Raw genomic sequence first — 25,822 nt, forward strand, 5'->3', positions numbered from 1 at the left:
CTACCTGAGCCGACGCGCCCCCTCCGCCGGGACGGCGGTGAGGGTGCGCGGTTCGGTGTACCCGGCGGCGCGGAACGCGGCGGTGACCTCGGCGGCGACGCGTTCGGCCGCGTTCGCGTCCACCAGGGCGATGACCGAGCCGCCGAAGCCGCCGCCGGTCATCCGCGCGCCGTGGGCGCCGGCGGCCAGGGCGGCTTCGACGGCGAGGTCGGTCTCCGGGCAGGAGACCTGGTAGTCGTCGCGCAGTGAGGCGTGGCCGGCGGTGAGGATCGGGCCGAGCGCGGCGAGGTCGCCGGCGTCCAGGTGGGCGACGGCGGTCTCGACGCGTGCGTTCTCGGTGACCACGTGGCGCACCAACGGCACAAGTTCCGAAGGGAGTTGGGCGATCGCTTCGGCCAGTCCGGACGACTGGAGCGAGCGCAGCGCGGGCAGCCCGAGCAGCGCGGCGGCCCGCTCGCAGCCGGCCCGCAGCGCGGCGTAGGCGCCGTCCCCGAGGTCGTGTTTCACCCGGGTGTCCAGCACCAGCAGCGCGAGGCCCGCCCCCGCGAGGTCGACCGGTACCTGACGCACCGTCAGATCCCGGCTGTCCAGGAACAGCGCGGCTCCCGGGCGACAGCACATCGAGGCCATCTGGTCCATGATCCCGCAGGGCACGCCGACGAAGGCGTTCTCGGCCCGCTGCGCCAGCACCGCCAGCTCCGGCGCCGAAAGCCCGAGCCCGTACAGCTCGTTGTAGGCGGCGGCGACGGCGCACTCCAGCGCGGCGGAGGAGGAGAGCCCGGCTCCGCTGGGCACGTCGCTGTCCAGCCGGACGTCCGCTCCGCCGACCGGATGTCCGGCCTCGCGCAGCGCCCACACCACGCCCGCCGGGTAGCCCGCCCAGCCGGCCCCCTCGGGCACCGAGCCCGGGGTGAGGTCGTCGACCCGGAGCACCACGGGTTCGCCGCCCCGGGACCAGAGCCGGAGCCGCCCGTCCGCCCGGCGGGCCGCCTGGGCGCGGACGGCCCGCGGCAGGGCGATCGGGAGGACGAACCCGAGGTTGTAGTCGGTGTGTTCGCCGATCAGGTTCACCCGGCCGGGGGCGGCCCACTCCCCCTCGGCCGGACGGCCGTACAGCTGCTCGAACGTCCTCATGCGGCGACCTCCCGCAGCCGGCGGGCCGCGTCCTCGGGGGTGACATCGTTGACGAAGGCGTCCATGCCGGACTCCACCCCGGCGAGGTACTTGAGCTTGTCGGCGGTGCGGCGGATGGTGAACAGCTCCAGGTGCAGGGCGAGTTCGTCGCGCTGCCCGGCCGGGGCCTGGTGCCAGGCGGAGATGTACGGGGTGCGGCCGCCGCCGAAGAGCCGGTCGAAGCGGCGCAGCAACTCCAGGTAGAGGACGGGGAATTCGCTGCGCTGCCGCTCGTCCAGGGCGGTCAGGTCGGGCACCCGGCGGTGCGGGTACAGGTGCACCTCGTACGGCCAGCGGGCGGCGAAGGGGACGAAGGCCGTCCAGTGGTCCCCGGCGAGGACGACGCGTCCGCCCTCGGCGGAGAGTTCGGGGGAGCGTTCGGCGGAGAGGCCGGCGGAGCGTTCGGCGGCGAGCAGGTCGTCGAAGAGGTTGCGGCCGGTGGCGGCCCGGTGCTCGGCGGCGCGGGCGGCCATCCGGGCAGTGCGCGGGGTGGTGAACGGCAGGGCGTAGATCTGGCCGTGCGGGTGGGCGAGGGTGACGCCGATCTCGGCTCCCCGGTTCTCGAAGCAGTAGACCTGCCGGACGCCGGGCAGTGCGGAGAGTTCGGCGGTGCGGTCGGTCCAGGCGTCCAGGACGAGTCGGGCGCGTTCGGGGGTGAGGTCGGCGAAGGACGCCTCGTGGTCGGCGGTGAAGCAGACCACCTCGCAGCGCCCGGCGCCGGGGCCGCTGGTCCACAGGCCCTCGGCCGCGGGGGCCGAAGTGCCGGGCGGACCGGCCAGCGAGGGGAAGCGGTTCTCGAAGACGGCGACCTGGTAGTCCTCGGCCGGGATCTCGCTGAGCCGCCCGCCACGGGACGGGCAGAGCGGGCACTCCTCGGCCGGCGGCTGGTAGATGCGCGACTGGCGGTGGGCCGCGATGGTGACCCAGTCGCCGGTGGCCGGGTCCAGCCGGACCTCGGAGCCGGGGGCCCGCGGGTCGAGCGGCCGTTCGTCCACGGTGCGCCGGGGAGCGGTGGCGCCGCTGTCGTAGTAGATCAACTGCCGACCGTCCGCGAGGGTGGTCACGGTCCTGACGGTGGTGGGCTGGGTCAGGGACGTCCCGGGCATGGCCTTCTTCCTTCGAGTGAAGCCATTGGAGTCTTAAGCCATTGGAGTCATCGGAGTCATCGGAATCAACATAAAGCTACACTCTCGAACACTATCCACCAGAACCGCTCACCGAGCCGATCACCAGAACGAGGAGGCCCCCGATGGCTGACAGCGCCCAGCCCCTCGCCGGTCAGCGCCGCGTGCTGATCCTCGAACAGGTCCGCGTCCGCGGCGGGGTCCGTGTCGCCGAGCTGGTCCGCGACCTCGGGGTCTCCGACATGACGGTCCGCCGCGACCTGGACGCGCTGGCCCGCCGCGGCCTGGTGCACAAGGTGCACGGCGGCGCGGTGCGGGTCGACGCGCCGGCCACCGGCGAGCCCGGGTTCGAGGCCAAGACGCGCTGGGAGCTGCCCGCCAAGGAGGCGATCGCCCGGGCCGCCGCCGCCCTCGTGCCGCCCGGCTCGGCGGTCGCGCTGGCCGGTGGGACGACCACCTTCGCGGTCGCCCGGCAGCTGCGCGCGGTCGACGGCCTCACCGTGGTGACCAACTCGCTGCGGATCGCCGAGCTGCTGGAACAGCCCGCCGAGGACAGCACCCCCGCCACCGCCACGGTGATCCGCACCGGCGGCGTCCGGACCCCCTCGGACGCGCTGGTCGGGCCGGTCGCCGACCAGGCGATCCGCTCGCTGCACGTCAACCTGCTGGTCCTGGGCTGCCACGGGCTCTCCCCCGAGGCCGGGCTGACCACCCCGAACCTGGCCGAGGCGGAGACCAACCGCGCCTTCCTCCGCTCCGCCCGCCGGGTGGTCGTCGTGGCCGACCACACCAAGTGGGACGCGGTCGGCCTGGCCTCCTTCGCCGCGCTCGACCAGCTGGACGTCCTGGTCACCGACGACGGACTGCCCGCCGAGCAGCGGGCGGCGGCGGCCGAACTGGTCGGCGAGCTGATCGTGGCGCCGGCCGGCCACACCGGCTGACCGGCTCCGGCTACCGAGAGCCCGCCGCAGGACCTTCCGCCGAGCCCTCCACCGAGCCGGCCGACGGGCCCTCCGCCGGGCCTTCCGCCGGGTCGAACACCGTCCCCGGCGTGACCGGAATCCCGCGGGACATCGCCTCGAAGTCCAGGATCGGGTGGGTCAGGATCTCCTCGACCTCGTCGGTCAGCAGATTGCCCAGGATGAACTCCTCCTCCGGGCCCGACCCGAACGTGACCACCTGCCCGCTCGACTGGATCATCCAGTTCAGCAGCTCCCGTTCGCTGCTCTCCGCGAGGTGGATCTCCCGGTCCGGGAAGTCGCGCCGGATCGCCGCCAGGACCGCGCGGACGTCCTCCACCGCCACCCCGAGCCTGCGTACCGTGGCCGGCGACGCCCGTCGCCCCCACCACTGGAAGACCACCCACTGGGCGACCGACGGGTGGGACATGATCTCGGCCGCCAGTTCCGGCAGTTGGTGCAGGTTCTCGGCACTCGCCACGGTGTGGACGCGCACCCGGTCGAAGCCCTCCGCGTCGCACAGGGCGAGGGACTCCAGGAGTGCGTCGAGCAGCCTGTCGTCCGGGCTGCGGCGGAAGGCGCGCTGCACGTCCGCGGTGACGGCGTCCAACGGCAGCCGCAGCGAGGACAGTCCGCGCAGCCGGGCCAGCTTCTCGGCGGTGAGCGTGTAACCGGTGGTGTCCAGGCCGACCTTGAGGCCGGCGTCGATGGCGTGGTCCACCACGTCGAAGATCGGCGGCCAGAGCAGCGGGTCCCCACCGGCCAGCACCAGATCGGTGGTGCCGTGCGCGGCCAGCTTCCCGATGATCCGATCCGCCTGGGCCAGGTCGATCTGCTCCGCGGCGAACGGGTTGTAGCAGCCCTGGCAGGACATCGGACAGCGGTTGTTGATGGACCAGTTGACCCGCCGGACCCGCCGGCCGGTGCGCGGCAGCTCGGCCCGGCCGCGGATCCCGGCCACCAGGTGGGCCAGCCGGACGGCCTGCGGAAGGGTGGCGCCGGCCAGCAGCTCCCCGGCCCGTTCGACGGCGGCCGCGGTGGCGTTGTTCTGGAGCAGCAGGAACGCCAGCCGCCAGCGCATCGTCTCGTCCGACGGCTGTTGCCTCAGGGCCTGTTCGACCCGCACGGTCAGGGCATCGAGGTAGCCGGGGGTGAAGTTGCCAGGCTCCAGGCGCCGTTGGAAGTCGTCGGCGATCGACCCGCGCTCCAGGGACCGGTCGTAGCCGGCCCGCAGCGGGTGCGGGGGAAGGATCTCCACATGCTGCCGGGTGGACATGAAGTGCTCTCCGGTCGTGGTCAGTTCGGGACGGACGGCAGCAGGACGACCATCGAGTCGGCGGACGACAGGCCCATGCTCTCGACGAAGACGGCGTCGCGGACGATCTGCGCGATGGCCGGATGCGTGGGCGCGTCCAGGTAGCGGGCGGTGGACTCAAGGGGGGTGATGCCGCGCTCGGCGACCAGCGCGCCGAGCGCTCGTGGGAGGTTGTCCAGGTCGTCGCGGATCAGCGCCAGGTCGAAGCGGTCGGCCAGCCGCAGCGCGGCCTTGCGGGCCTTGGCCAGATTGGTCGCCGGGTCCACGATCGTCGCCTTCGCCAGGTAGTACGGGACGGGCTGCGTCATCCAGGCCAGCGCCGTCTGCGAATCGTCGTCGCCGGGCAGGTCGAAGCCCTCCGGTCCGAGCCCGAGGCCGTCGCAGAACCACTCGGGCCGCATGCTGATCCGGTAGTGGGCGTGCCCGGCCCGCCGGAACGCCGGAAGCCTGGCGATCACGGACGTCGTCTCCAGCCGGAAGCCGTCGGCGATGTCCCGCATGATCGGGCCCACTTCGGCACGGATCGCCGGCACATCGGCGTCATCGGCCACGACATGGACCAGATCGAGGTTGGAGAGGATCTCGGCACCGGACTCGGTGCGGAAGTCACCACGCGCGAGCGACCCGGTCGCCGCCACCGACATGCCGGTCACGTCCGCGAATCTGCGGGCCAACTCCTCGAACAGTAAGGGCAGATCATCGGTTCTCACGTGGCTCCTCAGGTGTCGTCAGGCGAACCTTCACGCCCTGTTCCAACGTCGGTCGCATCCCGATGAGCGGGGATTCAGGCGCGCAGCCTAACAGCGCCCCGCCACAAATGGACGCGCTCGCACCACATTTCTCACACATCCCAGCCGACGAACCGACAGAAGCGATCTCATTCGGCCACCTCGGAGCCACGGCCCCGCACACCGCCGAGAACCCTGGCGAATCGATCTTCGGAATGATTGGATCGCCCGGAAGGACGATCTTGGTGGTGGATCGGGCAGCCGACACAGGGTTGCGGAGCCCCCGCCCGAACGAACGGAGGCCCTGATGGCGGCTGCCGGCGACTTCTCTCCGTCTCGATTCCTCAAGGACATCGAGGCCACCACCGACCTGCTGGGCATCGACCACTCCCCGCCCATGACCCGCCGGGTGCTCGACACCTACGAGGAGAGCTTCCACCGGGGAGCGGTCCTGTGGCGCACCAACGACAAGCCCGGCGGTGCGCTGAACTACCGCTTCTACGACCGCGTCCCCGTCGACACCGTGCGCATCGGGGTGCGGGCCGGCCTCCTCCGTCCCGACAGTCCGAGCGTCGGCCTGATCTCCGCCTGGAGCTCCCGGTACGAGGGCTCGACGGAGCTGTGCGACTTCGACGCGGTCCACGGCCTGGTCAAGACCTGGGTGTACCTGGGCGGGATCCGGCCGCTGGACGAGATCCTCGATGTCCCCGGGGTTCCGGACGCCATCCGCCGGCATCGCGGCCGCCTCCACGAGCTGGGCCTGACATCGGTGCGGCACGTGGCCGTGGACTACCAGCACGACACGGCCAACCTGTACTTCCGCACCCGGGAAGGCCTCGGTCCGAAGGTGGCGGAGCGGCTGCTCGCCCTGTCCCGGGCCGGGGTGCCGGACGAGACGACCCTCCAGGACATGGTCGCCTTCACGGCCCCGGACGGGCACACCTTCTCGGTGACGCTGCGGATCTCCACCGGAGCGATCGAGCGCGTCGGCATCTACGCCCTCCGGCTGCCCGCCGGGCGGTTCCCGCGCGTCAACGACCGGCTGGCCGCCTTCTTCCGCGGCACCCCCTCCCACGACGAGGAGGAGATGAACGCCATCGCCTGGTCGTTCGGCGCGGGCGGCGGCAGCTACGTGAAGGCGGAGCGCAGCTACTGCGGCCGGCTGGTCGCGCTGATGCGCGAGTGGAACAGCCCGATGACCGACCCGGGCCGGCGGCCGTGAGCGTCCTCCATCCCGCCGACGCCGCCGAGTTGGACGGACTGCTGCGCCGGGCCGCCGACACCGACGTGCCCCGGGTGCTGCGCGTCCTGGCAGGTGGGCCGGACATCGACGGGGAGGCCGTCGGCACCATCGCCGCGCACTGCCGCGTCGACCACGTCGCCACCCTCGTCTTCCCGGCCGCCGTGGACGACGTCCGTACGTACCTGCTCGGACGCGGGTGGAGCCCGGCGCCCTCGGTGCCCAGCGTCGTCGTGCGCCGTCGTCTCGCGGACCGCTACGGTCTCGGCCAGGAGCTGCTCGACGTGACCATCGTCCACGCCTTCAGCCCCGACTCGGCCGGGGCGGAGGTCTTCTGCCTGCCGCCGACGTCCGCCACCGAGCCGGTGGTCGACGGTGAGCGCCGGCACCACTGGGAGCGTCACACGGCCCTCATGGTCGACGCCCCGAGCGAGCGCCTGCTCGACGACCTGCGGTCACTGCTCACCGCCGCTGCGGCCATGCGCCCGGACGGCGGGGGCTACAACCCCCACGAGGACCCGGAGGCCGGCGGCCGGACCGTGCTCTACTTCCGCTCCCCCGCCGGCAGCCGCCTGGAGCTGACCTGTGCCGGGGACTTCACGCCCGTCGTGGCCCGACACCTGGAAGGTGAACGATGAGCTCCCCGGTCTACCAGGACTGTGTCCTCGCCCACGGCACGCGAGGCGAACGCGAACGGCTGCGCCTGCTGGAGGAGCTCAGCGATCCGAGCACCATCGCCGTCCTCGAACGGCTCGGTGTCGCCTCGCACTGGCAGTGCGTCGAGGCCGGGGCCGGCCACGGTTCCATCGCCCGCTGGCTGGCCGCCCGCTGCCCCGACGGCTCGGTCACGGCCACCGACCTCGACACCGCGTTCCTGGAGGAGTCGCCCACGCCGGTCAACATGACGGTCGCCCGGCACGACGTGACCCGCGACGACTTCCCGGCAGGCTCCCGGAACCTGGTGCACGCACGGGCCCTGCTCGGCCACCTCCCCGATCCGGAGCTCGCCCTCGACCGGATGGCCGACTGGCTCGCGCCCGGAGGATGGATCGTGGTCGAGGACCCCACCTACCTCCCGGCCGCCGCGTCCCCGTATCCGCAGTTCGCCGCGCTGCTCGAAGCCTGCCAGACCCTGCTGGCCCGGACCCACGGGACCGACCACTCCTGGGCCCGCCGTATCCCCGCCGCCATGGCCCGTGCCGGCCTCACCGACATCGGCATGACCATCCGGGTCGCCGTGTGCGGAACGGACGAGAAGGAGAACGCGTTCTGGCGCCGGTGCTTCGCCCAGGCCACCCCCGGGCTCATCGCCACCGGGCTCATGACGGCCGAGCAGATCGCGGCGGCGGTCACGCACCTGGACGACCCGGCCTTCACCGACACCGCCTGGATGATGGTCACCTGCTGGGGGCGCCGACCGTCCTGAGCCCGACGCCTGGACACACCTGCGCGAGAAGTCGGCCGGGCCGACTTCTCGCGCTGTCCTCGCCCTCTCAGGCGTACGGGAACACCGGCTTCAGCACCTCGGCCAGGCGCGCCTTGACCGCGTCGCCGTGGGCGAGCGGAACGGGCCGGCCGCCGCGCTCCGTCGGCACTCCGAGGTCCGCCAGGACGTACAGGGCCAGCAGGGTGCGGCTCGTGTTGGAGGCCCAGACGGGCATCGGCCCGCGCTCCATCCCGACGAGGGCCTCCCCGATCGTGGACAGCCAGCCGGTCGACCGCTCCGGCGTCAGGTCGGGGCGGGTGAGGACGAGGGCGAGGGCCCTGGCGAGCCGGTTGTCCTCCCGCTCCGCGAACAGGTACTCGGTCGGCGCGAGCAACCGCTCGGCGGCCAGCGCGAGCAGCGGTGCGGGGTCGACCTCGGGCCGCTGACCGCAGGCCGCCAGCAGGTCGGCGCCGTGCGCCACCGCGTGCAGCCAGCCGAGCTCGTCGTCACGGCCCCGCAGGTCGCTCTCCGAGCGGTACCAGACGGCGAACGCGTCGAGCCACTCCGGCCGGAGGTGGCCCTGGCCCACGATCATCCCCAGAACGAGCGGGGCGAACGTCCGGGCCTCGATCCGCGGATCGGTGAAACGTTCCGCCATCAGATCGCCGAGCGCCAGACACCGGTCGGCGTCGATCACCCCGCGCCGGATCCAGCAGTCCAGCACCGCGTACGGGTAGCCGTCCCTGACCTCCGGGTCAGGGTCCCCCAGCGCGTCCGCCAGCTCCGCCACCAGGTCGTCCAGCTCGCGCCCCGCCGGGAACGCGCAGTCACTCTCGTAGATCTCACACCAGTTCGTCACCCGCCGGACCCTACCGGCGGCGGCGACCCCTTTCACCTGCATTTTTCGACCACGGCCGTGCGCGGGAAGTCGGCCGGGCCGACTTCCCGCGCACGCGCGTCCCTCAGCGGCCGACTTCCCGCAGCCGGAAGTCCTCCACCGTCTCCCGGCGGATCAGCAGCCGCGCCCGGCCGTCCTTCACCGCCACCACCGCCGGGCGGCCGACCAGGTTGTAGCCCGACGCCATGGACAGCTGGTAGGCGCCGGCCGCCGGCATCGCCAGCAGGTCCCCCGGGCGCAGGTCGGCGGGCAGGGCGGCGTCCCTGACCAGGACGTCGCCGGCCTCGCAGTGACGGCCGACCACGTCCGCCCGCGCCTGCCCCGCCTCCGAGCGGCGGCCGACCAGGCGGACCGTGTACGGCGAGCCGTACAGCGCCGGGCGCGGGTTGTCGCTCATGCCGCCGTCCACCGCGACGAAGCTGCGGCCGTCCGCCGTGTGCTTGACGGACAGCACCCGGTAGACCGCCACCGCAGCCGGTCCGGCGATCGCGCGGCCGGGTTCGACGATCAGCCGGGGCACCGACAGCCCGGCCTCGGCACAGCGCGCCGCCAGTCGGTCGGTCACCCGTACGGCGAACTCGGCGAGGTCCAGTTCGGTGTCCCCGGGCAGGTAGCGGATGCCGTGGCCGCCGCCGAGGTCCAGCTCCGGGAACTCCACGCCATGCCGGTCCCGCACCGCCGCGAGCAGCCGCACCAGGGCGTCCACCGCCTCCAGGTACGGTTCGAACTCGGTGATCTGCGATCCCAAGTGGCAGTGCAGGCCGGTCAGTTCGAGCCCCGGCTGGTCGAGCACCCGGGCGATGGCGTCCGCCGCGTCACCACCCTCGATCGGGAAGCCGAACTTCTGCCCGCCGACGCCCGTGCGCACCGCCGTGTGGTGCCCGGCCGCGATCCCCGGGACCACCCGGACCAGCACCTTCTGCGGTGTGTCGGCGGCCACCAGCGCGGCCAGCCGGGCGATCTCCGCCGGGCCGTCGATGACGATCCGCCCCACCCGCAGCCGCCGCGCCAGCCGCAGCTCCTCCGGGGACTTGGCGTTGCCGTGCAGCAGGATCCGCTGCGCCGGGAAGCCCGCCGAGACCGCCAGCCACAGCTCGCCCGACGAGCACACGTCCAGACCCAGGCCCTCGCTCTCCACCCAGTCGGCCATCGCGCTGCACAGGAACGCCTTGGCCGCGTACAGCACCTCGGCGTGCGGCAGCGCCCGCCGGTAGGACCGGGCGCGGGCCCGGACCTCGGCCTCGTCCAGCACGTACAGCGGGGTGCCGAACCGCTCGGCGGCCTCGGCCAGCCCCACCCCGCCGACCAGCAGATCGGCGGCTCCCCGGCCGGGCCGCGCCGAGGCCGGCCAGGGACCGCCGAGGGCGTCGACGGGGGCGGAGGCGTCGACGGGGGCGGAGGTGGTGCCGGGAGCGGCGGGGACGGGCGGGGCGATGAGCTGGGTCATGGCGGCTCCTCCTGGGGGCGGACGGGCGGGTCGGAGGCGGATCAGTCCTCGTAGTGCACGGCGAACCGGCAGTGCGCCGGGCGGGTGCGCGCCCGGTCGGCGGCCGGGGACGGTTCCGGCGGCTCGGGGTGGTCCTGGCGCCAGGCGACGGGGGTGAGGCGGACGGTCCGCTCCAGCGGTTCGTCGACGTCGATCACGGCGGTGGCGGTGGTCATGGCAGGTCCCTTCGGCAGGCTTTCGTTCGACAGGCTTCGACAGGCTTCGACGGGCGGGCGGCCCGTACGACCGCCCCCTTCCAGTGGAGGCCCTCCGCACACCGACCGCACCCCTCCTTGACGCAGGGCGTACGTCCCGGCCCCGATCCTTGACGCCTTCCTGACAGCGGCCCGCCCGGCGGCGCCCGGGAGTCGTCAGGAACGGCCCGGCGTACGGGCGTTGGGCGCGGAGCCGGAGCGCCCGACCGGCCTGTCAGGGGGCCGTCAAGATGTGGGGGACCTGCGTCATGACGGTGTCAGCGGCGGTGCGGAGGACCCGGTTCCGGGGTTCACTGGACTCATCCGAAGCAAGGAGTTCCGAACCGGAAGAACCCGAACCGGCAGCACCCGACGGAGAGTTCTGCCGGAGAAGTGGAGGCGAACGGCCATGACCGGGACCACCCGAGTGATCGTCGGCCTGAGCGGATCACTGAGCAGTCTGGCCGCCCTCTACCACGCCGTCGGCGAGGCGGCCCGGCACCAGGCGGTGCTGGTGCCCGTCGCCGTCTGGGCCGTGAACGAGCGGGACGGCCTGCGCCCGCGCTCCGAGCTGGAGCACGCCGCCCGCCGGCGCCTCGACGTCGCCTTCGAGCAGGCCTACGGCGGCTACCCGTCCGACCTGGTCATCCACCCGCTGGTGGTCAACGGCGAGCCCGGCCCCGCGCTGGTCGGCGCCGTCACCGGCCCGCAGGACCTGCTCGTCCTCGGCGCCGCCACCCGCCGCCGACTGGACCGGCTGCGGTACGGCTCGGTCGCCCGCCACTGCCGCCACCGGGCCGGCTGTCCGGTAGTCGAGGTCTCACCCTCGGCCCTGCTCACCCGCCTCGAACTCCCGGCCCGAACCGGCGCGCCACTGCCCCTGTTGGCCCGCTGAAGGCCTGCTGAAGGCCCGCTTGAACAGCGCCCACCCGCTCGGACCCGGCCGTCACACCGGATCACGCAGGTGGGCGCTGAGCCATGTGAGGGCGGGCGGGAGCAGCCGGTCCCAGGTGGTGAAGTTGTGGCCGCCGGTGTCGACCGTCTCCTGGGCGACCACCAGCGGCGGGCGGGCGGCGGCGGCGAAGGCACTGGAGGCGGCGTAGGTGCCGCCGTCTTCCTTGCTGTCCGCGAGGAGCACGGCGAGCGGCGGCATCGGCAGGTGGGCCAGCCGCCAGTTCAGGTCGGCCTCGGCACGGCGCTGGGGGCTGCCCGCGAAGAGGTCGCCCGTGGTGGCGTCCTCCGCCGCCTTGAAGTACCCGGAGAGCGAGACCGCGGCCGGGAAGACCTCCGGGTGCTCCATGCCCATCTTGACCGCGCAGTAGCCGCCGGTCGAGTCGCCGACGATGCCCAGGCTTCCGGTGCCGTCCAGCACCCGGTAGGAGGCCCGCAGGTCGGCGGGCACGTCGGTGGTGAAGTAGCGCTGCGCCTGCGGGCCGTTCGGGATGTCCTCGCACTCGCTGTCCCGGGGCATGGTCGGCGAGGGCCGCATCAGCACCAGGATGGTCGGTCGCATCGCCCCGTGGCGCAGCAGGTCGAGTTCGACGGCCGGGTAGCGGAGCTTGGTGACCAGGTTGGTGGCGTCGCCGGGGAAGCCGGTCAGCACCAGCGCGGCCGGGAAGTGCCGTGTCTCGCCGCCCGGTTGGAAGTACTGCGGGGGCAGGTAGACGTAGCCGTCGGTGCTGAGCCCGGTGGTCGCGCCGGGCAGTCGCACCCGCTCCAGCACCCCGATCCGGGCCGGATCGCGGCTGGCCGTCCCCACGCCGGTGATCTCCGCCGGGCCGAGCACCTGGACGCCGGCCCGGCTCGCCCCGGCGCCCGCGGCCTGTTTGATCACCCCGGTGCCGTGCTCGTGCCCCAGCAGGTCGGACCAGCTGGAGTAGAAGACGAAGTAGTCGTTGACGGCGAGCCCCAGGGTGAACAGGAGGGCCAGCTGGGTGACGGCGATGGTGCCGAGCCGCAGGAACATCGCGGGCCAGCTGCGGACGGCCAGCCGGGGCCAGACCCACAGCGTGCCGAGCACCGTGAACACCGCGAGCAGTGCCATCAGTGCCAGCAGCTTGTGGCTGGTGAGTCCCATCGGTCCCGGCCTCCCCTACCACTGTGGACCACAGCAGGGGAACCGGCGCCCCGCACGCGGGGTGACCGGGGCGGCACCCGGGACGGCGCCGGGGCGGGACCCCTCGGGGCCGCCGTTTCCGGGGGCGTCCGGCAACTTCGACAAGCCTGTCGAAGTTGGCATGCTCGGGCTATGCTGACCGGGAGCCATGGCACCATGAAACCCGTCGACGAACGCACCACACAGGCGCGATCGACCGGAAGGAGGCCATATCCGAGCCTCCAACATTCGGCCAACGCGCCGTCCGCCCAGCACACTTGACGCACCGTCAACTCAGATTCGCGATTACGCCACCTGAGCCGTGCCGCGTGCCCCGGGCCGCCCACCGGCGTTGTACGGAAGGTGAATCGCCGCGCCCGCCCGAAACCCCCGGCCGCCCTGCCGAGGAAGAGGTTCCGCATGACGACGCCCCGGACCCACCCGCGCCCCGCCGAGGCCGCGGTCCTGCTCACCGTGCTCGGCCTGCTCGTCCTGGAGGAGATCGCCCTGGGCATGGCCGAGGAGGAGGACCGCCCGGTCATCGGCGGCATCCTGATCGGCGCCTCCGGCACCGGCCTGCTGGTGGTCGGCGCCGTGCTGCTCAGCCGCTGGCTCGACCTCCGCCGCCCGCTCCCGCTGCCCCCGCCCGGCCCCAACGGCCGCGAGTACAGCGCCCGCGCCCTCGAAGGCTTCCCGATGGAAGCCGTCCGCCCCCTGCTGCTCGCCGAGAACGCGCCCCAGCTCGGCCACCTGTACTCCGCCTGGATGCTCGCCCGAGCCGGCCGCCCGGCCCCCTGGATCGCCCGCCGCCTGGCCATCCCCCCGGACGCCGCCCAGCTCCTGGTCGACGCCGCCCACGCGACGAGACTCGACCGGGCCTGATCAGCGCCGCCGCCCGTCCACCGCGCTCGCCTGCGCCAGCAGGTACGGCAGCAGCCCGCGCTCCGCCAGCGCCGACCGCCAGGCCTCCCGCGCCAGCACCAGCTCATCCGGCCCGCCCGCCACTTCCCCGGCCTCCGCCCTCTTCGACCGGGCCGTCCCCAGCAGCCCCGCCCCGCCCACCAGCAGACTCACCGCCGCCGCCCCGGCAGAGACCCATCCGGCGTCCACCAGCGCCCGGGAGAGCACCTCCAGGTCCTCGGCCAGCCCCAGCAGCGCGCCCAGCACCAGGAAGATCAGCGCCGCCCCGACCGCGATGACCGGCACCACCAGCCCCAGCACCCCCCACCACCCCGACGCCCGGTCCCGCGAAGGAGCGTCCACCGGCAGCCGCGCCACGGCGTCCGCATCCGCCCGCAGCACCACGTACCGCTCGTACTCCGGCGCCGCCGCGGCCAGCACGAACTCCGCGCTCTCCCGCGCGGTGCGCCGCAGCCGCTCGACCCCGTGGACCTCGTCCCCGCTGGCCCGCAACGCGGCCCGCACCTGCGGAGCGGAGAGCGCCCGCCCGAGTTCGGTCTCGAAGTCCGCCCGATCCTGCTGCGGCAGCCGAAGCGGCCTGTCCATGCTCGTCCCCGATCGTCGCCCCGTGTAGTTCTACAGAACTGTAGAACAAGGAGGCGCGTTGCAGCAGCCCTGTTCACGGGTGAATTCGGTGGTCAGGCGGGGTCGGCCATGGGGACGCGGGCGAGCGCGTCGCGGATCGCCTCGGCGATGTCGGGGACGTCGATGCCCCACTCGCGGTACCAGTCGACCATCTGCGGGATCGATCGGCCGGTGCGCCGGGAGATCTTCAGGAGCGGCGCCAGCCACATCGGCCTGTGGGCCGTGGAGGGCAACTCGTCCACCAAGTCGAAGGCCTGTCGATGCGTCAGTTCAGCCGGAAGGGCATCAGTGGACACGGCGATGCCCCGGGACTTCAGATGGCGGGCCAGTTCCTCCGGAGTCCGGTGGAGCTCGTGCGCCGCCGTGATCAGCCTGGCGAAGGGAATTGCCTCCCCCATCGCGAAGGCGCCCCAGTGAAGGGCGCCGTTGAACCGGAACAGCTCCCGATCGAGGCGCGTGGCCGGGCCCGGAAGGAACATCGGCGAGCCATAGGAGCGATACCGGCCGACCACCTCTTCCAGGGTTCGCTCTCCTGATCTCAAGAGACTGAAGACGTGTCGGAATTCGACGTCCGCGGGCTCTCCCCAGCCGCGCGTTCCATTGAACAGGCTCAGATCCTCCGTCGTGGCATCCCGTGGCATCCGAGGAATCGGAAACCCGAGCCGTGCAAGAGCCCTGAGCGCCTCGGCGACATCGGTTCCCGTCGCGTCTGCCGCGCGCAGCACGTGCGCGGCGGGAACCGTGTCCGCCCGGCTCAGCCAGGGCCACGTCCCGTTGAGATGGCGGCTGAGTATCACCGCCACGTCATCCGAGGGCAGATCGGGAAGTCCTTCAAGGTCGGCTTCAAGTCCGTACGCCGCCATGCGCTCGGCGACCTCGGCGACGGGAAGACCCGTCGAGACGCTGATCCTCGCCACGTACCCAGGGGCGAGAACCTCACCGGGCTCCGGCCACCCCCAGATCCTTCGCCCCTCCTCTGCCCCTTTCAGGAACAGCGGATCGGACTCGACGGCAAGCGCCAGGTCGAGCACAGCCCGGGGAACACTCGCACCATCCCTCGACCAGTCCGCGGCCGCCTCGGCGACAGTCCGTCCGTCCGCTGCCGCCACCAACGCGCTGACCGTCACCGTCTGACCGCCGCCCCCGCGGACGGCAGACCTCCGGCGGCGCGGCGGATACCCGCTCCGGTGATTGTGGATCCTCATGGAGGGCTGATCGGAGGGCGCCGCCACACGGGGACGGCCCGCCGTCTCAAGCGCCGGCCAGATCTCCGCGAGTGCCGTCAACTCCTCCTTCCGGTCATGCGCCAGGAGCCTCCAGAGAACCACTGAATCGTCCGGCACACCGCGCAGAGGGAATCTGTCCCTGCCGAGCACCGGAACTCCCACCGCATCGAGCAATTCGACATCCATGGGGCAACACCCTGTCCGCGGAGTGTCGAATCCGCAGCCTCGATACTCGAAGTATCGACCTTGCCGAACGCACTCGGCAGCCACGATGTCCGCGAGGTCGGCATTCGCGGCCATCACCTCCGCGAGCCATTCCATACTGAGCAGTTCTGAGTCCGCCTCGACCAGATCGACAGCCGCCGATGTCAGGAGCCGGCGAATCGGGTGGGATACGTCGTCGATGGCAAGGCGACGGTCGACTGACAACTTGCTCGGCGACCACTCCCCCGAGAGGTTCACGACGACGCCGGCCAGTCCGCTCCCAGGGCCCACCAGCTCCCCCGGAGCCGAGGGCTCGACGAACAGGCCGTCCACCAGCAGGGCTCCGCCGTCCTCGCACCAGGTCACCTGCGCGCCCTCGGGAGCGTTCTTCCAGGGGGCGACCGTGCCCGATGCGTGGTACCCGAACTCCTCCCTCGACGACTTCTTCCTGGTCCGCAGCACCTTGGGCTCCCACTCGACATGTCGCTCGTCGTGGTCGGCCGTGGTGCGGAACTCCGCGATCCCCAGGACACGTTCGAGGACATCGAGCGCCGACCAGGACTCCCCGAGGTCGATGTCCTCCCGCAGGTACAGCCGCACCGTGGTGCCGGGCTTCCCCGCCGACTCGGGCAGCGGGAGGATCCGGAACAGGTGGCCGGGCCCGTAGATGGAGACGTCCAGGTTCGGGCCCAACCGGCCGTCCGCGTCCATGCGGCAGGTCGTCACCCGGATCTCGTCGGCGAGCATGAAGTAGCTCAGGACGCCGATGCCGAAGCGGCTGTTGGGATACAGCTCGACGGGCGGCTCGGCCTTCCGCCACTTCGCGCGTTCGAGTTTGAAGTCCAGCTGCTCCGCGAAGCGGGCGCCCGCGTTGGAGAAGACGCCTCTCAGCTCCTCCTCCCCCATGCCGACGCCGTTGTCCTCGCACTCCAGGTAGGCGCGGCCGTTCTCGTCCACGCCCTGGCGGAACCGGATGAGGCCGTCATAGGAGAGCGGACCACTCAGCCAGGAGTTCCGCGACCGGTCCAGGTACTGCACCCGGGCTCGGGCGTACCGGCAAGCGTCCAAGGCGTTCTGATAGAGCTCGCGGACGGCCAAGTCCCGGTCACGGTAGAGCTCGACGCCCATCAGCAGGCTGCGCACCCGGCGTTCGTCCAGGCGGAAGCGCGCCCAGCCGGTGAAGGCGCCGGCGGCGGGGGCGGCTTCGTCCGAGGTGAGGCGGGTGGGGAGCGGGTGCGAGGTGAGGACGCGACGGACGGCGTGGAGGAGTTCGTCGGTCCGGGCCGTGTACTCGCGCAGGCCTTCGACCACCGCTTCGTGGTGGCACTCGGCGCGCAGGACCGGCAGGTCGTAGGAGCCGCCCCACGCGGCCTCGTCCAGCGTGCGTCGCAGGCCGGCGAGGTCGACCTCGTGCGGGATGCCGAGGTGTTCGGCCACGATCTCGGGCAGGGCCGTCATTTCGATGGCGGTCCCGTAGGCCAGCGCCAGCAGCAGGGCCAGCCGCTGTTCCTGGAGGTGCTGTCCGCCCGGCGCCCGGAGGTGGTTGTCCACCCGCAGATGTGCCAGGTGGTCGCGACTGCCGACGTCGGGGCCCCGGCGCAGGCCGTGCAGCAGGGTGCACACCCGCTCGTTCGCGAAGGTCTCTTGGAGGGTGGCGAGCATCGGCAGCCGGTCGAGGATCTCCTGCACTCCCTCGGGGTCGGCGAGGTCCTCGTGCTGGTCGAGCCAGCGGTGGAAGAGCCACCAGCCGAGCGGAGCGGCCGAGGCGCGGCGGGTCAGCAGGTCGTATGACTCGATGAACTGCTCGTAGGAGGCACGGGCGCTGTCCGCCTCCGCCGACGGTCGGAAGTCGGTCGGGCGGACGGAAGCCCGGGACTCCGCCAGGCGCAGCGAGCGGACCCGGTAGAGGAACGGCAGCACGGCCAGCAGCGCGGCCTCGGCCGGGTAGAGGTCCAGGCGGTCGTCGCCGAGCAGCCAGTCGACGCGTGCGGCGAAGCGCACGGCGATCCCCGGGTCCTGCCAGGGGTCGTCCTTCAGGTCGGCCGAGTCCCGCATCCGGGCCAGCTCACCGACGGCCTCCAGCGCGACGCGCCGGTACGGCTCGACCTCCCGCCCCTCCTGGATGTGCTTCCAGACGTGCGAGTCCGCGGCCGCACGCACCCACTCGTCGGCCTCGGCAGCAGGCGCCTGGTCAACGCCCACGCCCACGTAGACGTTCTCGATGTACTCGGCCTGCACGTTCGTCCCGTGCACCGTGCCATTCATCGTGTTCGACGAGTTCTCCACCACCGCTTGCGCCCTCCCCATGTGCAGGGCACGAGCGTAGGGCAAGCGCCCCTCACCCCACCGTCAGAATGCCGCGCATGAAGTGGTGGAAACCGCACACGTACGCGTACGCCCCGGGCTGGCCGGGCGCGGTCAGGGAAACGGCGGCCCCCGGGGCGACGGGCCCGGTGTCGAAGCTGCCGTCCTGGGCGGTGAGGGTGTGCGCGGTGGTGCCGGTGTTGGTCACGGTCACCACCGCACCCGGGCTCACGGTGAAGCCGGCCGGGTCGAAGGCGAAGTCACGGATCGCCGCCGTCCCCGCGAAGGGGCTGGGCGAGTCGGCGACCGGAGACGGCGGCACGACCGCGACGGCGGAGCCGCTGGTCTCCTCCGGCCCCGGCACCATGAACGCGCTGACGCAGCCGGTCAGGGCGGGACCGGCTGCGAGCAGCAGCGTCAGGGCGATGGCCCGGACGCGGGAGCGCCTCACTCAGCGGCGACCAGGGTGACCCGCTTGGCGTCGGCGGCGGCGGGCGGGGTGGCGCCGATGTCGGAGATGGTGCTGGTGACGATGGCGTCGATGTCCGGGAGCCAGTTGTACGTCTTGGACTGGACGATGACCTCCCGGGTCTGCGGTGTCCCGTCGCAGACGATGTCCGTCTCCGCCGTCCGGCTGGAGCCGAAGGCGGTGGCGGTGGCGTCCTCCGGGTTCTTCTGTTCCACCGAGACGGTGAGCGAACGGGCTTCTTCCGTGTTCGTGCACACGTAGCCGACCTCCACCCGGACCCGGCCGGCGGCGTTGGGGTCGATCCTGGCCGCTTCGCCGAGGGTGACGCTGGTGGCGGCCGGCTCGTCGTCGGCCCAGGCGGGCGCGGCGGCGCCGGTGAGGCCGGTCAGGCCGGTGAGGGCCGAGGTGAGTACCGCCAGAGTGATCCACCGCTGCACTGCGAACCTCCTGGTCCGAGGACGTGTTGCGGCCGACGCTAATCTCCCCGCCGAGTGCCCGCGCGCCGGGCCGTCCGAACGTGCTCCGCTACCGCGCCAGGCCCCGCCGGGCGAAGCCCCGCCGCCGCCACACCGCCCAGGTCAGCGCCGAGCAGCCCGCGTACGTCAGCAGGAACCCCGCGTACGCCGTGTCCCCGTTGCCGCCGGCCAGGAAGGACTGCCGGAACGCCAGGTTCACCAGCACCCCGCCGAACGCCCCGACCGCCCCGACCGCCCCCGCGAACCCGATCAGTGCGGCGGACCGCCGCCAGGTGCACGCCCTCACCTTCACCAGCGCGTCCGCGATCGCCGCGCTGCTCGCCATGGCCAAGGCCGAGGGCGCCTACGAGCCGTTGCTCGGCGCCCCGCGGGCGGACGTCCTGCCGGTCTGCGTCGGCGCGCTGTGCGCCCGACCGCTCACCGCACTCGGCCTGCCCGCCATCCACCCCGAGCGCGGCCGGATCGGCTCGCTGGTCCGACTGATCGAGGACACCCTGCCATGCCACTCGCATCGCGAAGTCCCGTTACCGTTAGGTCTGTTGACCCTTCATGGGAACGCCGCCCCGGTCGACGGCGAGAGCCACCAGCACAGCCCGCGCGGCGCCGCCGCCGACCTTCAGGCGGCCGGCCACCCCCGGGTGGCCCTCGCCAACTACCTGCTCTCCCCCGGCTTCTTCGCCCGCCGCGCCCGCGCTGTCCCAGCCGCCTGGACGAGCGCCCCGCTCGGCGCCCACCCGGCCCGGCCGTGGCCCAGTTGGCGCTGCGGCGCTACGACGAGGCCCGGGTGGCGACGTCGCTGCGCTCAGCGGCCTGAGAGCATCCCGTCGATGAAGCCCAGCAGGCGGTCGTTGACCGCCTCGGGCTGCTCCAGGTTGAGCCCGTGCCCGGCGCGCTCCAGGATCTCCGCCCGCACTCCGGGGATGCAGGCCGTGACCCGCTCGACCACCTGGCGCGGCCGCAGCAGCGCGCTGCGCCTGCCCACCAGGACGGACACCGGCAGCCGGATCGACGCCAACTCCTCGTCCGTGAACGGCCTGGCGGGCGGACGGCTGCTCGGCTTGTAGCCGCGCATCGCGAGCATCAGCGGCGCGATCATCTCGCGCGGCGCGCTCAGCGCCGGGTTCGCCAGCAGCCGCCCGACCGCCGGACGCAGCGGGCGCGGAGCGAGAAGACCGAACAGGCCGCCGACCATGTGGAGGTAGAACCGGGCGGACACCTTCTCGATCCCGCCCGGGTCGAGCGACGTGACCGAGGCCAGCCGCTCGGGCGCGTGAATGGCCTGGTTGAGCGCCAGCCAGCCGCCGTACGAGACCCCGACCAGGTGCACCCGCTCCAGGGCGAGGCCGGTCAACACCTCCCCCAACCACGCCGCGTTCTCCGCCGACCCGGCGGCCACGGCGCGCTGCACACTGCGACCGGGGTCGTCCAGGGTGTCGATCGCGTACACGGGGTGGTGCTCGCCGAGCGCCGCTACCTGCGGGTACCAGTTGGACGGGTGCCCGGCGTGGCCGTGCAGCAGCACGACCGGCTCACCGGTCCGGGCGCCGTAACGGTGGACGTGGACGGTGCCGTAGGCGGTCTCGACGTCCAACTCCTCGCGCGGGCCCGGCCACAGCTCCATCGCCCGGTCGTACGCCGCAAGGAACTTCGTCCGGGCCGACTCGCTGACGAAGTGTCCGACGCTGGTCCTGGTCATGATCCCTCCCCCTCGTTGATGGTATGGTTGTACCACAAAAGGATGCGAGGGGACCCGATGCCGAAACTGGTGGACCACGAGGAGCGGCGGGCCCACATCATCGACGCCCTGCTGCGATCGGCGACGAACAGCGGATTGCATGCCGTCACCATGCGGTCGGTGGCCGTCGAGGCGGGCGTGTCGGTGCGGCTGGTCCAGTACTACTTCGACACCAAGGAGCAGCTGCTCCTCGCCGCCATGGAGCGCCTCGCCACCCGCATGGGCGAGCGCGTGCAGCGTCGGGTGCGCGCTCGCGGCGGTGCGACGGACCCGCGCGGCATCATCGAGGCGGTGCTGCTGGAGGCCGTGCCCACGGACGAGGAGAGCCGGGCCTTCCACCTGATCTACACCGAGTACGCGGTGCTCTCCGTGACCGATCCGGGGCTGGGAGGGCAGCAGTTCCTGGCCGCACCGAGTGAGATGGAGGCGTTCCTGGCCGCCCAACTCACCGCCGCCCAGCGGGATGGGGCCGCCGCCCCTGGTCTGGATCCCCACCAGGAGGCTGTTGTCTTGCTCGCCGTCTCCGCCGGCCTCGGCCTCAGCGTGCTCCTCAACCAGCGGACGGCGGACGAGGCCGTCGCCGTGCTGCACTACCACCTGGGCCGCATCTTCCCCACCCCGAGCCGCGGCGCCTACGCGTGAGGGCCCGGCGGTAACGGTTGGCGCCAGCCCGCCAAGGGCGGCTGCGCGATGACCACCGCGGGCATGCGACACAGACACATAGGATGCTCCGCAGGCCCTTTGACACCTCAACAGCTCCACACGCTTTAGACGTGCAAAGAAATCGCAAAGCCGCCACATCGCCCCAGGTCGCGAAGGGTCCTCCCCGCACTCGCGGGGGTCAGCCGAACGGGCCGCCGCCACCGACCCCCGGCGCTGGGTCCTCCCCGCACTCGCGGGGGTCAGCCGTCGTTGGCGGGTGACCTGTCCGACGCCCGGCAGTCCTCCCCGCACTCGCGGGGGTCAGCCGTAGGAGAGGCGGGCGAGACCGGTGTCCGGGCAGTCCTCCCCGCACTCGCGGGGGTCAGCCGATCATCTGGGAGTGGTTGGGAGATGATCTTGAGTCCTCCCCGCACTCGCGGGGGTCGGCCGTCAGCAACTCGGCGTGGCTTGAACTCGGCGCTTTCCCGGTAATCGCGCTGCTCTGGGCCGCCCTCCAAGCCCGGCTGCGCCACGTCCCGCCGACCGCCGCCGAGCTGGCCAAACTTGTTGAAGCGATTTACAGCGATCAACCAGCGGAAGCTCCACCTCGGTTGAACCCAATCAAGCCTGGAGGGGCCCGCCAGCACGGCGGGCCCCTCCACCATGAAGACTCCAGCTACGCCGCCAGGTGGTCGAACTCTCCGGCCTTCACTCCGCCCAGGAGGTCACGCAGCTTGGCAGGCGACGTCGTGATGATGACATCAGGCTCATCGCTCTCACGCATCTTGACGGTGCCGTCGGGCGCCGCCGTGACGTAGACGCAGTTGGCGGTGTCGCCACTGAACGAGGACTTCTGCCAGCTCTCAACAATCATGGTCTTCCCGTCTCACATGCTTCGGGCGATACGGCGGATGACGTCACGGGACGCCTCGGGCTTGAGCGCAGTCGCCTCCAGCCGATCCAGCACGGCTCGATACTTGATCAGCTGCGGCTCAGCGTCAATGAACTCGAATCGATCCCCATCGACCTGGACAGTATCCAACCGGGCAACCTCAGCGTGGATGTATACGATTCCGGCGCCGGAGCTGGGGAAACTGCCGGTCCCGAACGGAATCACCCGCAGGTCGATGTGAGGATGCTCGCTCATGGTCAGCAGATGATCCAGCTGATCAAGGGCAACCTCCGGACCGCCGAAGCCCATACGCAAGGCGGTCTCATGGACTATCGCCAACAGCGGCATCGACTGCTCGCCGTAAAGCACTGATTGTCGCTTGATGCGATGAGAAACAAGGTGCTCCACCTCAGGTGGAGACAGGGGCGGGACTACGTCCCGGAAGAGTGCGCGAGCATGCTCAGGGGTCTGGAGAAGTCCAGGGATGTGAACCACCGAGGCAATCCGCATCGATCGCGCATGATGCTCGACTTCTGCCAGGTCGAGCGCTCCGGCCGGGAGGATCTCGCGGTACTCCTCCCACCAGCCCCGAGTGCGACCGCCGGTCATCCGGGTCAGCGCCTCGACCAGGGCGTCGTCCGCGCACTCGTAGAGACGCGCCAGGGCCCGCACCCGGTCCGCGCTCACCGGGTATCCGCCGGACTCGATGTTGCTGATGCGGGACTGCGTGGCGCCGTGCAACTCTCCGGCGCGCGTCACCGACAGTCCCGCTTGCTCGCGCAACCGGCGCAGTTCTGCGCCGAGTCGCCGTTGCCGGATGCTCGGCGGGATCTTGCTGGGCGGCATCCGCGTTCCTTCCCTCACCGGCCGTGGCCGGCGCCGTTCACTCGTTGGGGTGGAGGTGCCATCAATCCCTCAATGGCGGTGGACTACATTCCACCGACTGGCTATTTTTGATCCTGCGTCAGGGAGGATCGCTGCCCGTGGTGGGGGATGGCAGCGGGCCCACCCAACTCCCCTTCACGTAGGAGAATTCCATGACTGCCGCGCCCCCGCAAAACTCCAATCCCGCCAAGCCCCTGCCGACCGTCGACACGGCCTTTGACCAGGAACTCTGCGGGCTCGTCCTCGACATCGCACCCCGCCTCTTCGCCGTCGTCCAGGTGTGCGACCTCGGTCTCCCTGACGCCGACGGCTGGGTCGCGGCCTGGGGAATCGTCGACAGCAGCGGCTCCACCCATGTCACCAGCCTCACCGGCCGAACGCAGATGACCCTCACCTCCCCCGACCGCGCCGTCCACCACTTCTCCCGCCGGCCGGGCATCACCGCCCGCCTGGTCTGGCTCGCGCAGCCGACCTCCGCCGTGACGGACCACCCCGAAGCCGCCTGACCCCACCTACCCGACCGGCTGGCGCGGCTCCCCATGAAACACCTGCCGCGCATGCCACTCCCGGTGCCGCTCCGCCACCGGCGCGACCCCCGCCTGCGGCCCGATGACCGTACGCCCGGACAGCGCGAGTACATGTCGCCGACTCGCCTCACTGCGGCCGACGAAGCGCCGGGACACCAGAATGCGATGCCCCTCCCCCAGCCCCAACACCCCTTTGTCGAACAACTTGTGGTGCAGCGAGCACAGGCACAGCCCGTTGTCGACCTCATCCGGCCCGTCATGCGACCACCACCGCACATGAGCCGCCTCCAGCCCGACCACGCTCCCCCCGAGCGCCCCGTCGTACCCGCAGAACGCACACTGGAACTCGTAAGCGGTGAGTATCAGTTCACGCATCCGCCGGTCCCGCTGCCGCCGGATCCGGGCTTCAACTCCGCCCTCGGCCTGCTCCAGATCCAGGCCCACCGCCTCACAGAGATCGGCATGCAGCGACACCGGGAAGTGCGCGTCCAACAACGCCCTCCCCATCCGCCCCAGGAGCGCCGGCTCCTCGCCAAGTGCCGTCCGCAGCGCGGGCGCCAGCCGTCCGGTGGCCCCGCTCGACCGGAGCGCCCCGACCGCACTGCCGGGGCTCCCCAGCCCCTGATCGGTCCGGACCTCCCACACTCCGTCGCTGACCAGGTGGTGGAACGGATACCCGGGGGTCGTCGGATTCGCCGGCCCGTACTCGGCCAGCAGTCGCTTCAACTCCCCCTCCACCGCGCTGTATCGCAGTCCGCCCTCCGTGTCCTGCTGGTACCTGCCCAGCGCGTACAGCAGCAACAACGGCTTGTGCGGCGCCCGCACGCCGTCCTTCGTCCAGCGCTTCAGCCGCACCACCTGATCGAGCCAGTCCATGCTCGGCAGCCTAAGTGATTCTTTCCAGGGGATTCCGTGGCCATAGGCTGTCGGAACGCACAGGAAGCACTGGCGAGGCACACGATCCGAGGAGCCGTCGATGTATGCATCCGAAGAAGACTGGCGCGAGGTCGACGCCTACTTCGTGGACACGCTCGTCCCCGAGGACGAGGCGCTGATCGAGGCCCGCGAATCCGGCCGGCGGACCACGATGCCGCAGGCGGAGGTGGCGCCGAACCAGGGGAAGCTCCTCGCGATGCTGTGCCACATAGCCGGTGCGACACGGGTGTTGGAGTTCGGCACCCTGGCCGGCTACAGCACCGTGTGGCTCGCGCGCGCCGTCGGCGAGAAGGGGCGCGTCACCTCGCTGGAACTGGAGGAGCACAACGCCGCGATCGCCCGCATGAACCTTGAGCGCGCGGGCGTGGCCGACCGTGTGGACGTCCTCGTCGGTCCTGCGGCGGACTCGGCCCACCGACTCATCGAGGACGGCGCGGAGCCGTACGACTTCGTGTTCATCGACGCGGACAAGCCCAGCAACCCCGAGTACCTGAGGGCGGCGCTCGCGCTGACCCACCCCGGGAGCGTGATCGTCATCGACAACGTCGTGCGCAACGGCGCCGTCACCGATCCGGACAGCCCCGATGACCGGGTCCAGGGCGTGCGCACCGTTCTCGCGGACATCGCCCAGGACGCCCGCCTGGAGGCGACCGCGCTCCAGACGGTGGGCTCCAAGGGCTGGGACGGCTTCACGATCATCCGCCGCGCCCACTGACGCCGGGCGGCAACCCCAAGGCCGTCAGGCCGGGTTAGCGGTGATGTCCACGGTGATCGTGAGATAGCGACCCGTCATGCCCTTGGCCTTGGTGATCCCGAAGGCGTACCGGTCGACCATGGCGATGCCCCGGGCCGTGAACCCTCGCCCGTCGAAGGCGATGGACTCAACGGTGACGGCGCACGGCCCGGTGGTTCCCCGCACGGTCAGCTCCCCATCCAACAGCGCTCCCGCGACCGAGCGTTCAAGGCGTGCGCTGCGGAAGCCGATCTCGGGATGCCCGTCCGCGTCCAGGTAGTCGGCGGACCGGACATGGTCGTCACGCTGTCGATTGCCGGACTCGAACCCGGCGGCCAGGATGACGACGTCCACCGACGACTCCTCCACGGCATCGGCGACGGTGATCAGGCCGCGCCCGACGGTGAGGGTGCCCCGGACTGGGAGCAGCCCGAACAGGGCCCGGGTCTCGAAGCGAACCGACGAGCCCATCGGGTCCATCTCGTACGTTCCCGGAGTCACCATGATGTCGTAATCACCTTACGTTGAAGAGCAGTTCGCCCGATCAGCCTCTCGCGCCCAGACGCAGTGCACCAGTCCTCACAGGACCCGCTACGTATCCACAGCGTTA

Annotated in this window: 27 protein-coding genes and 1 pseudogene; 10 read left to right on the forward strand and 18 right to left on the reverse strand. The window is 71.8% G+C overall.

Annotated features, from left to right (window positions below):
• Positions 1 to 1,134, reverse strand: coding sequence for a galactokinase (galK, locus tag QWJ13_RS01350; protein WP_316519938.1), 1,134 nt, complete (start codon positions 1,132 to 1,134; stop codon positions 1 to 3).
• Positions 1,131 to 2,279, reverse strand: coding sequence for a galactose-1-phosphate uridylyltransferase (gene galT, locus QWJ13_RS01355; protein WP_316519940.1), 1,149 nt, complete (start codon positions 2,277 to 2,279; stop codon positions 1,131 to 1,133). Before galT ends, galK begins: the two co-directional genes overlap by 4 nt.
• 143 nt (positions 2,280 to 2,422) lie before the next feature.
• Between galT and QWJ13_RS01360 the strand changes: the two genes are divergently transcribed.
• Positions 2,423 to 3,238, forward strand: coding sequence for a DeoR/GlpR family DNA-binding transcription regulator (locus QWJ13_RS01360; RefSeq protein ID WP_316519941.1), 816 nt, complete (start codon positions 2,423 to 2,425; stop codon positions 3,236 to 3,238).
• A gap of 10 nt (positions 3,239 to 3,248) precedes the next feature.
• Here the strand turns inward: QWJ13_RS01360 and QWJ13_RS01365 are convergent, their stop codons facing one another.
• Both QWJ13_RS01365 and QWJ13_RS01370 read right to left on the reverse strand, forming a co-directional pair.
• A complete protein-coding gene (locus QWJ13_RS01365; RefSeq protein WP_316519942.1) occupies positions 3,249 to 4,532 on the reverse strand; it encodes a radical SAM protein in 1,284 nt (427 codons plus the stop codon).
• Between the two features lie 20 nt (positions 4,533 to 4,552).
• Complete coding sequence (locus QWJ13_RS01370; RefSeq protein WP_316519943.1) at positions 4,553 to 5,281, reverse strand: hypothetical protein; 729 nt, start codon at positions 5,279 to 5,281, stop codon at positions 4,553 to 4,555.
• Between the two features lie 325 nt (positions 5,282 to 5,606).
• On the opposite strand from QWJ13_RS01370, the gene QWJ13_RS01375 reads away from it, so the two are divergent.
• Genes QWJ13_RS01375 through QWJ13_RS01385 form a run of 3 tightly spaced genes read left to right on the forward strand, consistent with a single transcriptional unit; the run spans position 5,607 to position 7,965 of the window.
• Positions 5,607 to 6,521, forward strand: coding sequence for an aromatic prenyltransferase (locus QWJ13_RS01375; RefSeq protein WP_316519945.1), 915 nt, complete (start codon positions 5,607 to 5,609; stop codon positions 6,519 to 6,521).
• Positions 6,518 to 7,177, forward strand: coding sequence for a hypothetical protein (locus tag QWJ13_RS01380; protein ID WP_316519947.1), 660 nt, complete (start codon positions 6,518 to 6,520; stop codon positions 7,175 to 7,177). The genes QWJ13_RS01375 and QWJ13_RS01380 overlap by 4 nt, the downstream gene beginning before the upstream one ends.
• Positions 7,174 to 7,965, forward strand: coding sequence for a class I SAM-dependent methyltransferase (locus QWJ13_RS01385; protein ID WP_316519948.1), 792 nt, complete (start codon positions 7,174 to 7,176; stop codon positions 7,963 to 7,965). The genes QWJ13_RS01380 and QWJ13_RS01385 overlap by 4 nt, the downstream gene beginning before the upstream one ends.
• 67 nt (positions 7,966 to 8,032) lie before the next feature.
• Here QWJ13_RS01385 and QWJ13_RS01390 read toward each other — a convergent pair whose 3' ends face one another.
• The 3 genes from QWJ13_RS01390 to QWJ13_RS01400 form a co-directional block, all read right to left on the reverse strand.
• Positions 8,033 to 8,824, reverse strand: coding sequence for a DUF2785 domain-containing protein (locus tag QWJ13_RS01390; protein ID WP_316519949.1), 792 nt, complete (start codon positions 8,822 to 8,824; stop codon positions 8,033 to 8,035).
• Positions 8,825 to 8,927: 103 nt separating this feature from the next.
• Positions 8,928 to 10,310 carry a diaminopimelate decarboxylase gene (gene lysA, locus QWJ13_RS01395; RefSeq protein ID WP_316519950.1) on the reverse strand — a complete coding sequence of 461 codons (1,383 nt, stop codon included), beginning with the start codon at positions 10,308 to 10,310 and terminating at the stop codon, positions 8,928 to 8,930.
• A 41-nt stretch (positions 10,311 to 10,351) separates the two neighbouring features.
• On the reverse strand, positions 10,352 to 10,525 hold the full coding sequence (locus tag QWJ13_RS01400) for a hypothetical protein (RefSeq protein ID WP_316519951.1): 174 nt from the start codon (positions 10,523 to 10,525) through the stop codon (positions 10,352 to 10,354).
• Between the two features lie 427 nt (positions 10,526 to 10,952).
• On the opposite strand from QWJ13_RS01400, the gene QWJ13_RS01405 reads away from it, so the two are divergent.
• Complete coding sequence (locus QWJ13_RS01405) at positions 10,953 to 11,438, forward strand: universal stress protein (RefSeq protein ID WP_316519952.1); 486 nt, start codon at positions 10,953 to 10,955, stop codon at positions 11,436 to 11,438.
• 51 nt (positions 11,439 to 11,489) lie between these two features.
• Here QWJ13_RS01405 and QWJ13_RS01410 read toward each other — a convergent pair whose 3' ends face one another.
• Positions 11,490 to 12,620, reverse strand: coding sequence for an alpha/beta hydrolase (locus QWJ13_RS01410; RefSeq protein ID WP_316519953.1), 1,131 nt, complete (start codon positions 12,618 to 12,620; stop codon positions 11,490 to 11,492).
• A 438-nt stretch (positions 12,621 to 13,058) separates the two neighbouring features.
• On the opposite strand from QWJ13_RS01410, the gene QWJ13_RS01415 reads away from it, so the two are divergent.
• A complete protein-coding gene (locus QWJ13_RS01415; RefSeq protein WP_316519954.1) occupies positions 13,059 to 13,520 on the forward strand; it encodes a hypothetical protein in 462 nt (153 codons plus the stop codon).
• Here QWJ13_RS01415 and QWJ13_RS01420 read toward each other — a convergent pair whose 3' ends face one another.
• The 5 genes from QWJ13_RS01420 to QWJ13_RS01440 form a co-directional block, all read right to left on the reverse strand.
• Positions 13,521 to 14,144, reverse strand: a complete 624-nt coding sequence (locus tag QWJ13_RS01420; RefSeq protein ID WP_316519955.1) for a hypothetical protein — start codon at positions 14,142 to 14,144, stop codon at positions 13,521 to 13,523.
• A gap of 92 nt (positions 14,145 to 14,236) precedes the next feature.
• Positions 14,237 to 17,920 (reverse strand): wHTH domain-containing protein, encoded by a 3,684-nt coding sequence (locus tag QWJ13_RS01425; RefSeq protein WP_432277406.1) that lies wholly within the window; start codon positions 17,918 to 17,920, stop codon positions 14,237 to 14,239.
• A 31-nt stretch (positions 17,921 to 17,951) separates the two neighbouring features.
• On the reverse strand, positions 17,952 to 18,368 hold the full coding sequence (locus tag QWJ13_RS01430; protein ID WP_316519957.1) for a cupredoxin domain-containing protein: 417 nt from the start codon (positions 18,366 to 18,368) through the stop codon (positions 17,952 to 17,954).
• The gene (locus QWJ13_RS01435; protein ID WP_316519958.1) at positions 18,365 to 18,823 is read right to left on the reverse strand and encodes a hypothetical protein; all 459 of its coding nucleotides are present in this window, start codon (positions 18,821 to 18,823) and stop codon (positions 18,365 to 18,367) included. The genes QWJ13_RS01430 and QWJ13_RS01435 overlap by 4 nt, the downstream gene beginning before the upstream one ends.
• 88 nt (positions 18,824 to 18,911) lie before the next feature.
• A complete protein-coding gene (locus tag QWJ13_RS01440) occupies positions 18,912 to 19,187 on the reverse strand; it encodes a hypothetical protein (RefSeq protein ID WP_432277457.1) in 276 nt (91 codons plus the stop codon).
• On the opposite strand from QWJ13_RS01440, the pseudogene QWJ13_RS34300 reads away from it, so the two are divergent.
• A pseudogene (locus QWJ13_RS34300) lies at positions 19,135 to 19,278 on the forward strand (uroporphyrinogen-III synthase); the annotation flags it as partial. The gene QWJ13_RS01440 and the pseudogene QWJ13_RS34300 overlap by 53 nt on opposite strands.
• A gap of 386 nt (positions 19,279 to 19,664) precedes the next feature.
• On the opposite strand, the gene QWJ13_RS01445 reads toward QWJ13_RS34300, so the two are convergent.
• Positions 19,665 to 20,558: an alpha/beta fold hydrolase gene (locus tag QWJ13_RS01445; protein ID WP_316519959.1), complete on the reverse strand. Its 894-nt coding sequence runs from the start codon at positions 20,556 to 20,558 to the stop codon at positions 19,665 to 19,667.
• A 57-nt stretch (positions 20,559 to 20,615) separates the two neighbouring features.
• Here QWJ13_RS01445 and QWJ13_RS01450 point away from each other — a divergent pair, with 57 nt between their 5' ends.
• Positions 20,616 to 21,239 (forward strand): TetR/AcrR family transcriptional regulator, encoded by a 624-nt coding sequence (locus tag QWJ13_RS01450; protein WP_316519960.1) that lies wholly within the window; start codon positions 20,616 to 20,618, stop codon positions 21,237 to 21,239.
• Between the two features lie 676 nt (positions 21,240 to 21,915).
• On the opposite strand, the gene QWJ13_RS01455 is transcribed toward QWJ13_RS01450, so the two are convergent.
• The gene (locus QWJ13_RS01455) at positions 21,916 to 22,113 is read right to left on the reverse strand and encodes a DUF397 domain-containing protein (RefSeq protein ID WP_316519961.1); all 198 of its coding nucleotides are present in this window, start codon (positions 22,111 to 22,113) and stop codon (positions 21,916 to 21,918) included.
• Positions 22,114 to 22,125: 12 nt separating this feature from the next.
• On the reverse strand, positions 22,126 to 22,977 hold the full coding sequence (locus QWJ13_RS01460; RefSeq protein WP_316519962.1) for a helix-turn-helix domain-containing protein: 852 nt from the start codon (positions 22,975 to 22,977) through the stop codon (positions 22,126 to 22,128).
• Between the two features lie 191 nt (positions 22,978 to 23,168).
• Between QWJ13_RS01460 and QWJ13_RS01465 the strand changes: the two genes are divergently transcribed.
• On the forward strand, positions 23,169 to 23,522 hold the full coding sequence (locus tag QWJ13_RS01465; protein WP_316519963.1) for a hypothetical protein: 354 nt from the start codon (positions 23,169 to 23,171) through the stop codon (positions 23,520 to 23,522).
• A gap of 6 nt (positions 23,523 to 23,528) precedes the next feature.
• Here QWJ13_RS01465 and QWJ13_RS01470 read toward each other — a convergent pair whose 3' ends face one another.
• On the reverse strand, positions 23,529 to 24,419 hold the full coding sequence (locus tag QWJ13_RS01470; protein ID WP_316519964.1) for a phosphorothioated DNA-binding restriction endonuclease: 891 nt from the start codon (positions 24,417 to 24,419) through the stop codon (positions 23,529 to 23,531).
• A 100-nt stretch (positions 24,420 to 24,519) separates the two neighbouring features.
• Here QWJ13_RS01470 and QWJ13_RS01475 point away from each other — a divergent pair, with 100 nt between their 5' ends.
• Positions 24,520 to 25,194: an O-methyltransferase gene (locus tag QWJ13_RS01475; protein WP_316519966.1), complete on the forward strand. Its 675-nt coding sequence runs from the start codon at positions 24,520 to 24,522 to the stop codon at positions 25,192 to 25,194.
• Positions 25,195 to 25,218: 24 nt separating this feature from the next.
• On the opposite strand, the gene QWJ13_RS01480 is transcribed toward QWJ13_RS01475, so the two are convergent.
• Positions 25,219 to 25,692 carry a YceI family protein gene (locus QWJ13_RS01480; RefSeq protein ID WP_316519967.1) on the reverse strand — a complete coding sequence of 158 codons (474 nt, stop codon included), beginning with the start codon at positions 25,690 to 25,692 and terminating at the stop codon, positions 25,219 to 25,221.
• Positions 25,693 to 25,822: the final 130 nt, after the last annotated feature.

Origin of the sequence: Kitasatospora brasiliensis, assembly GCF_032654805.1 — a bacterium.
Taxonomy (GTDB): domain Bacteria; phylum Actinomycetota; class Actinomycetes; order Streptomycetales; family Streptomycetaceae; genus Kitasatospora; species Kitasatospora brasiliensis.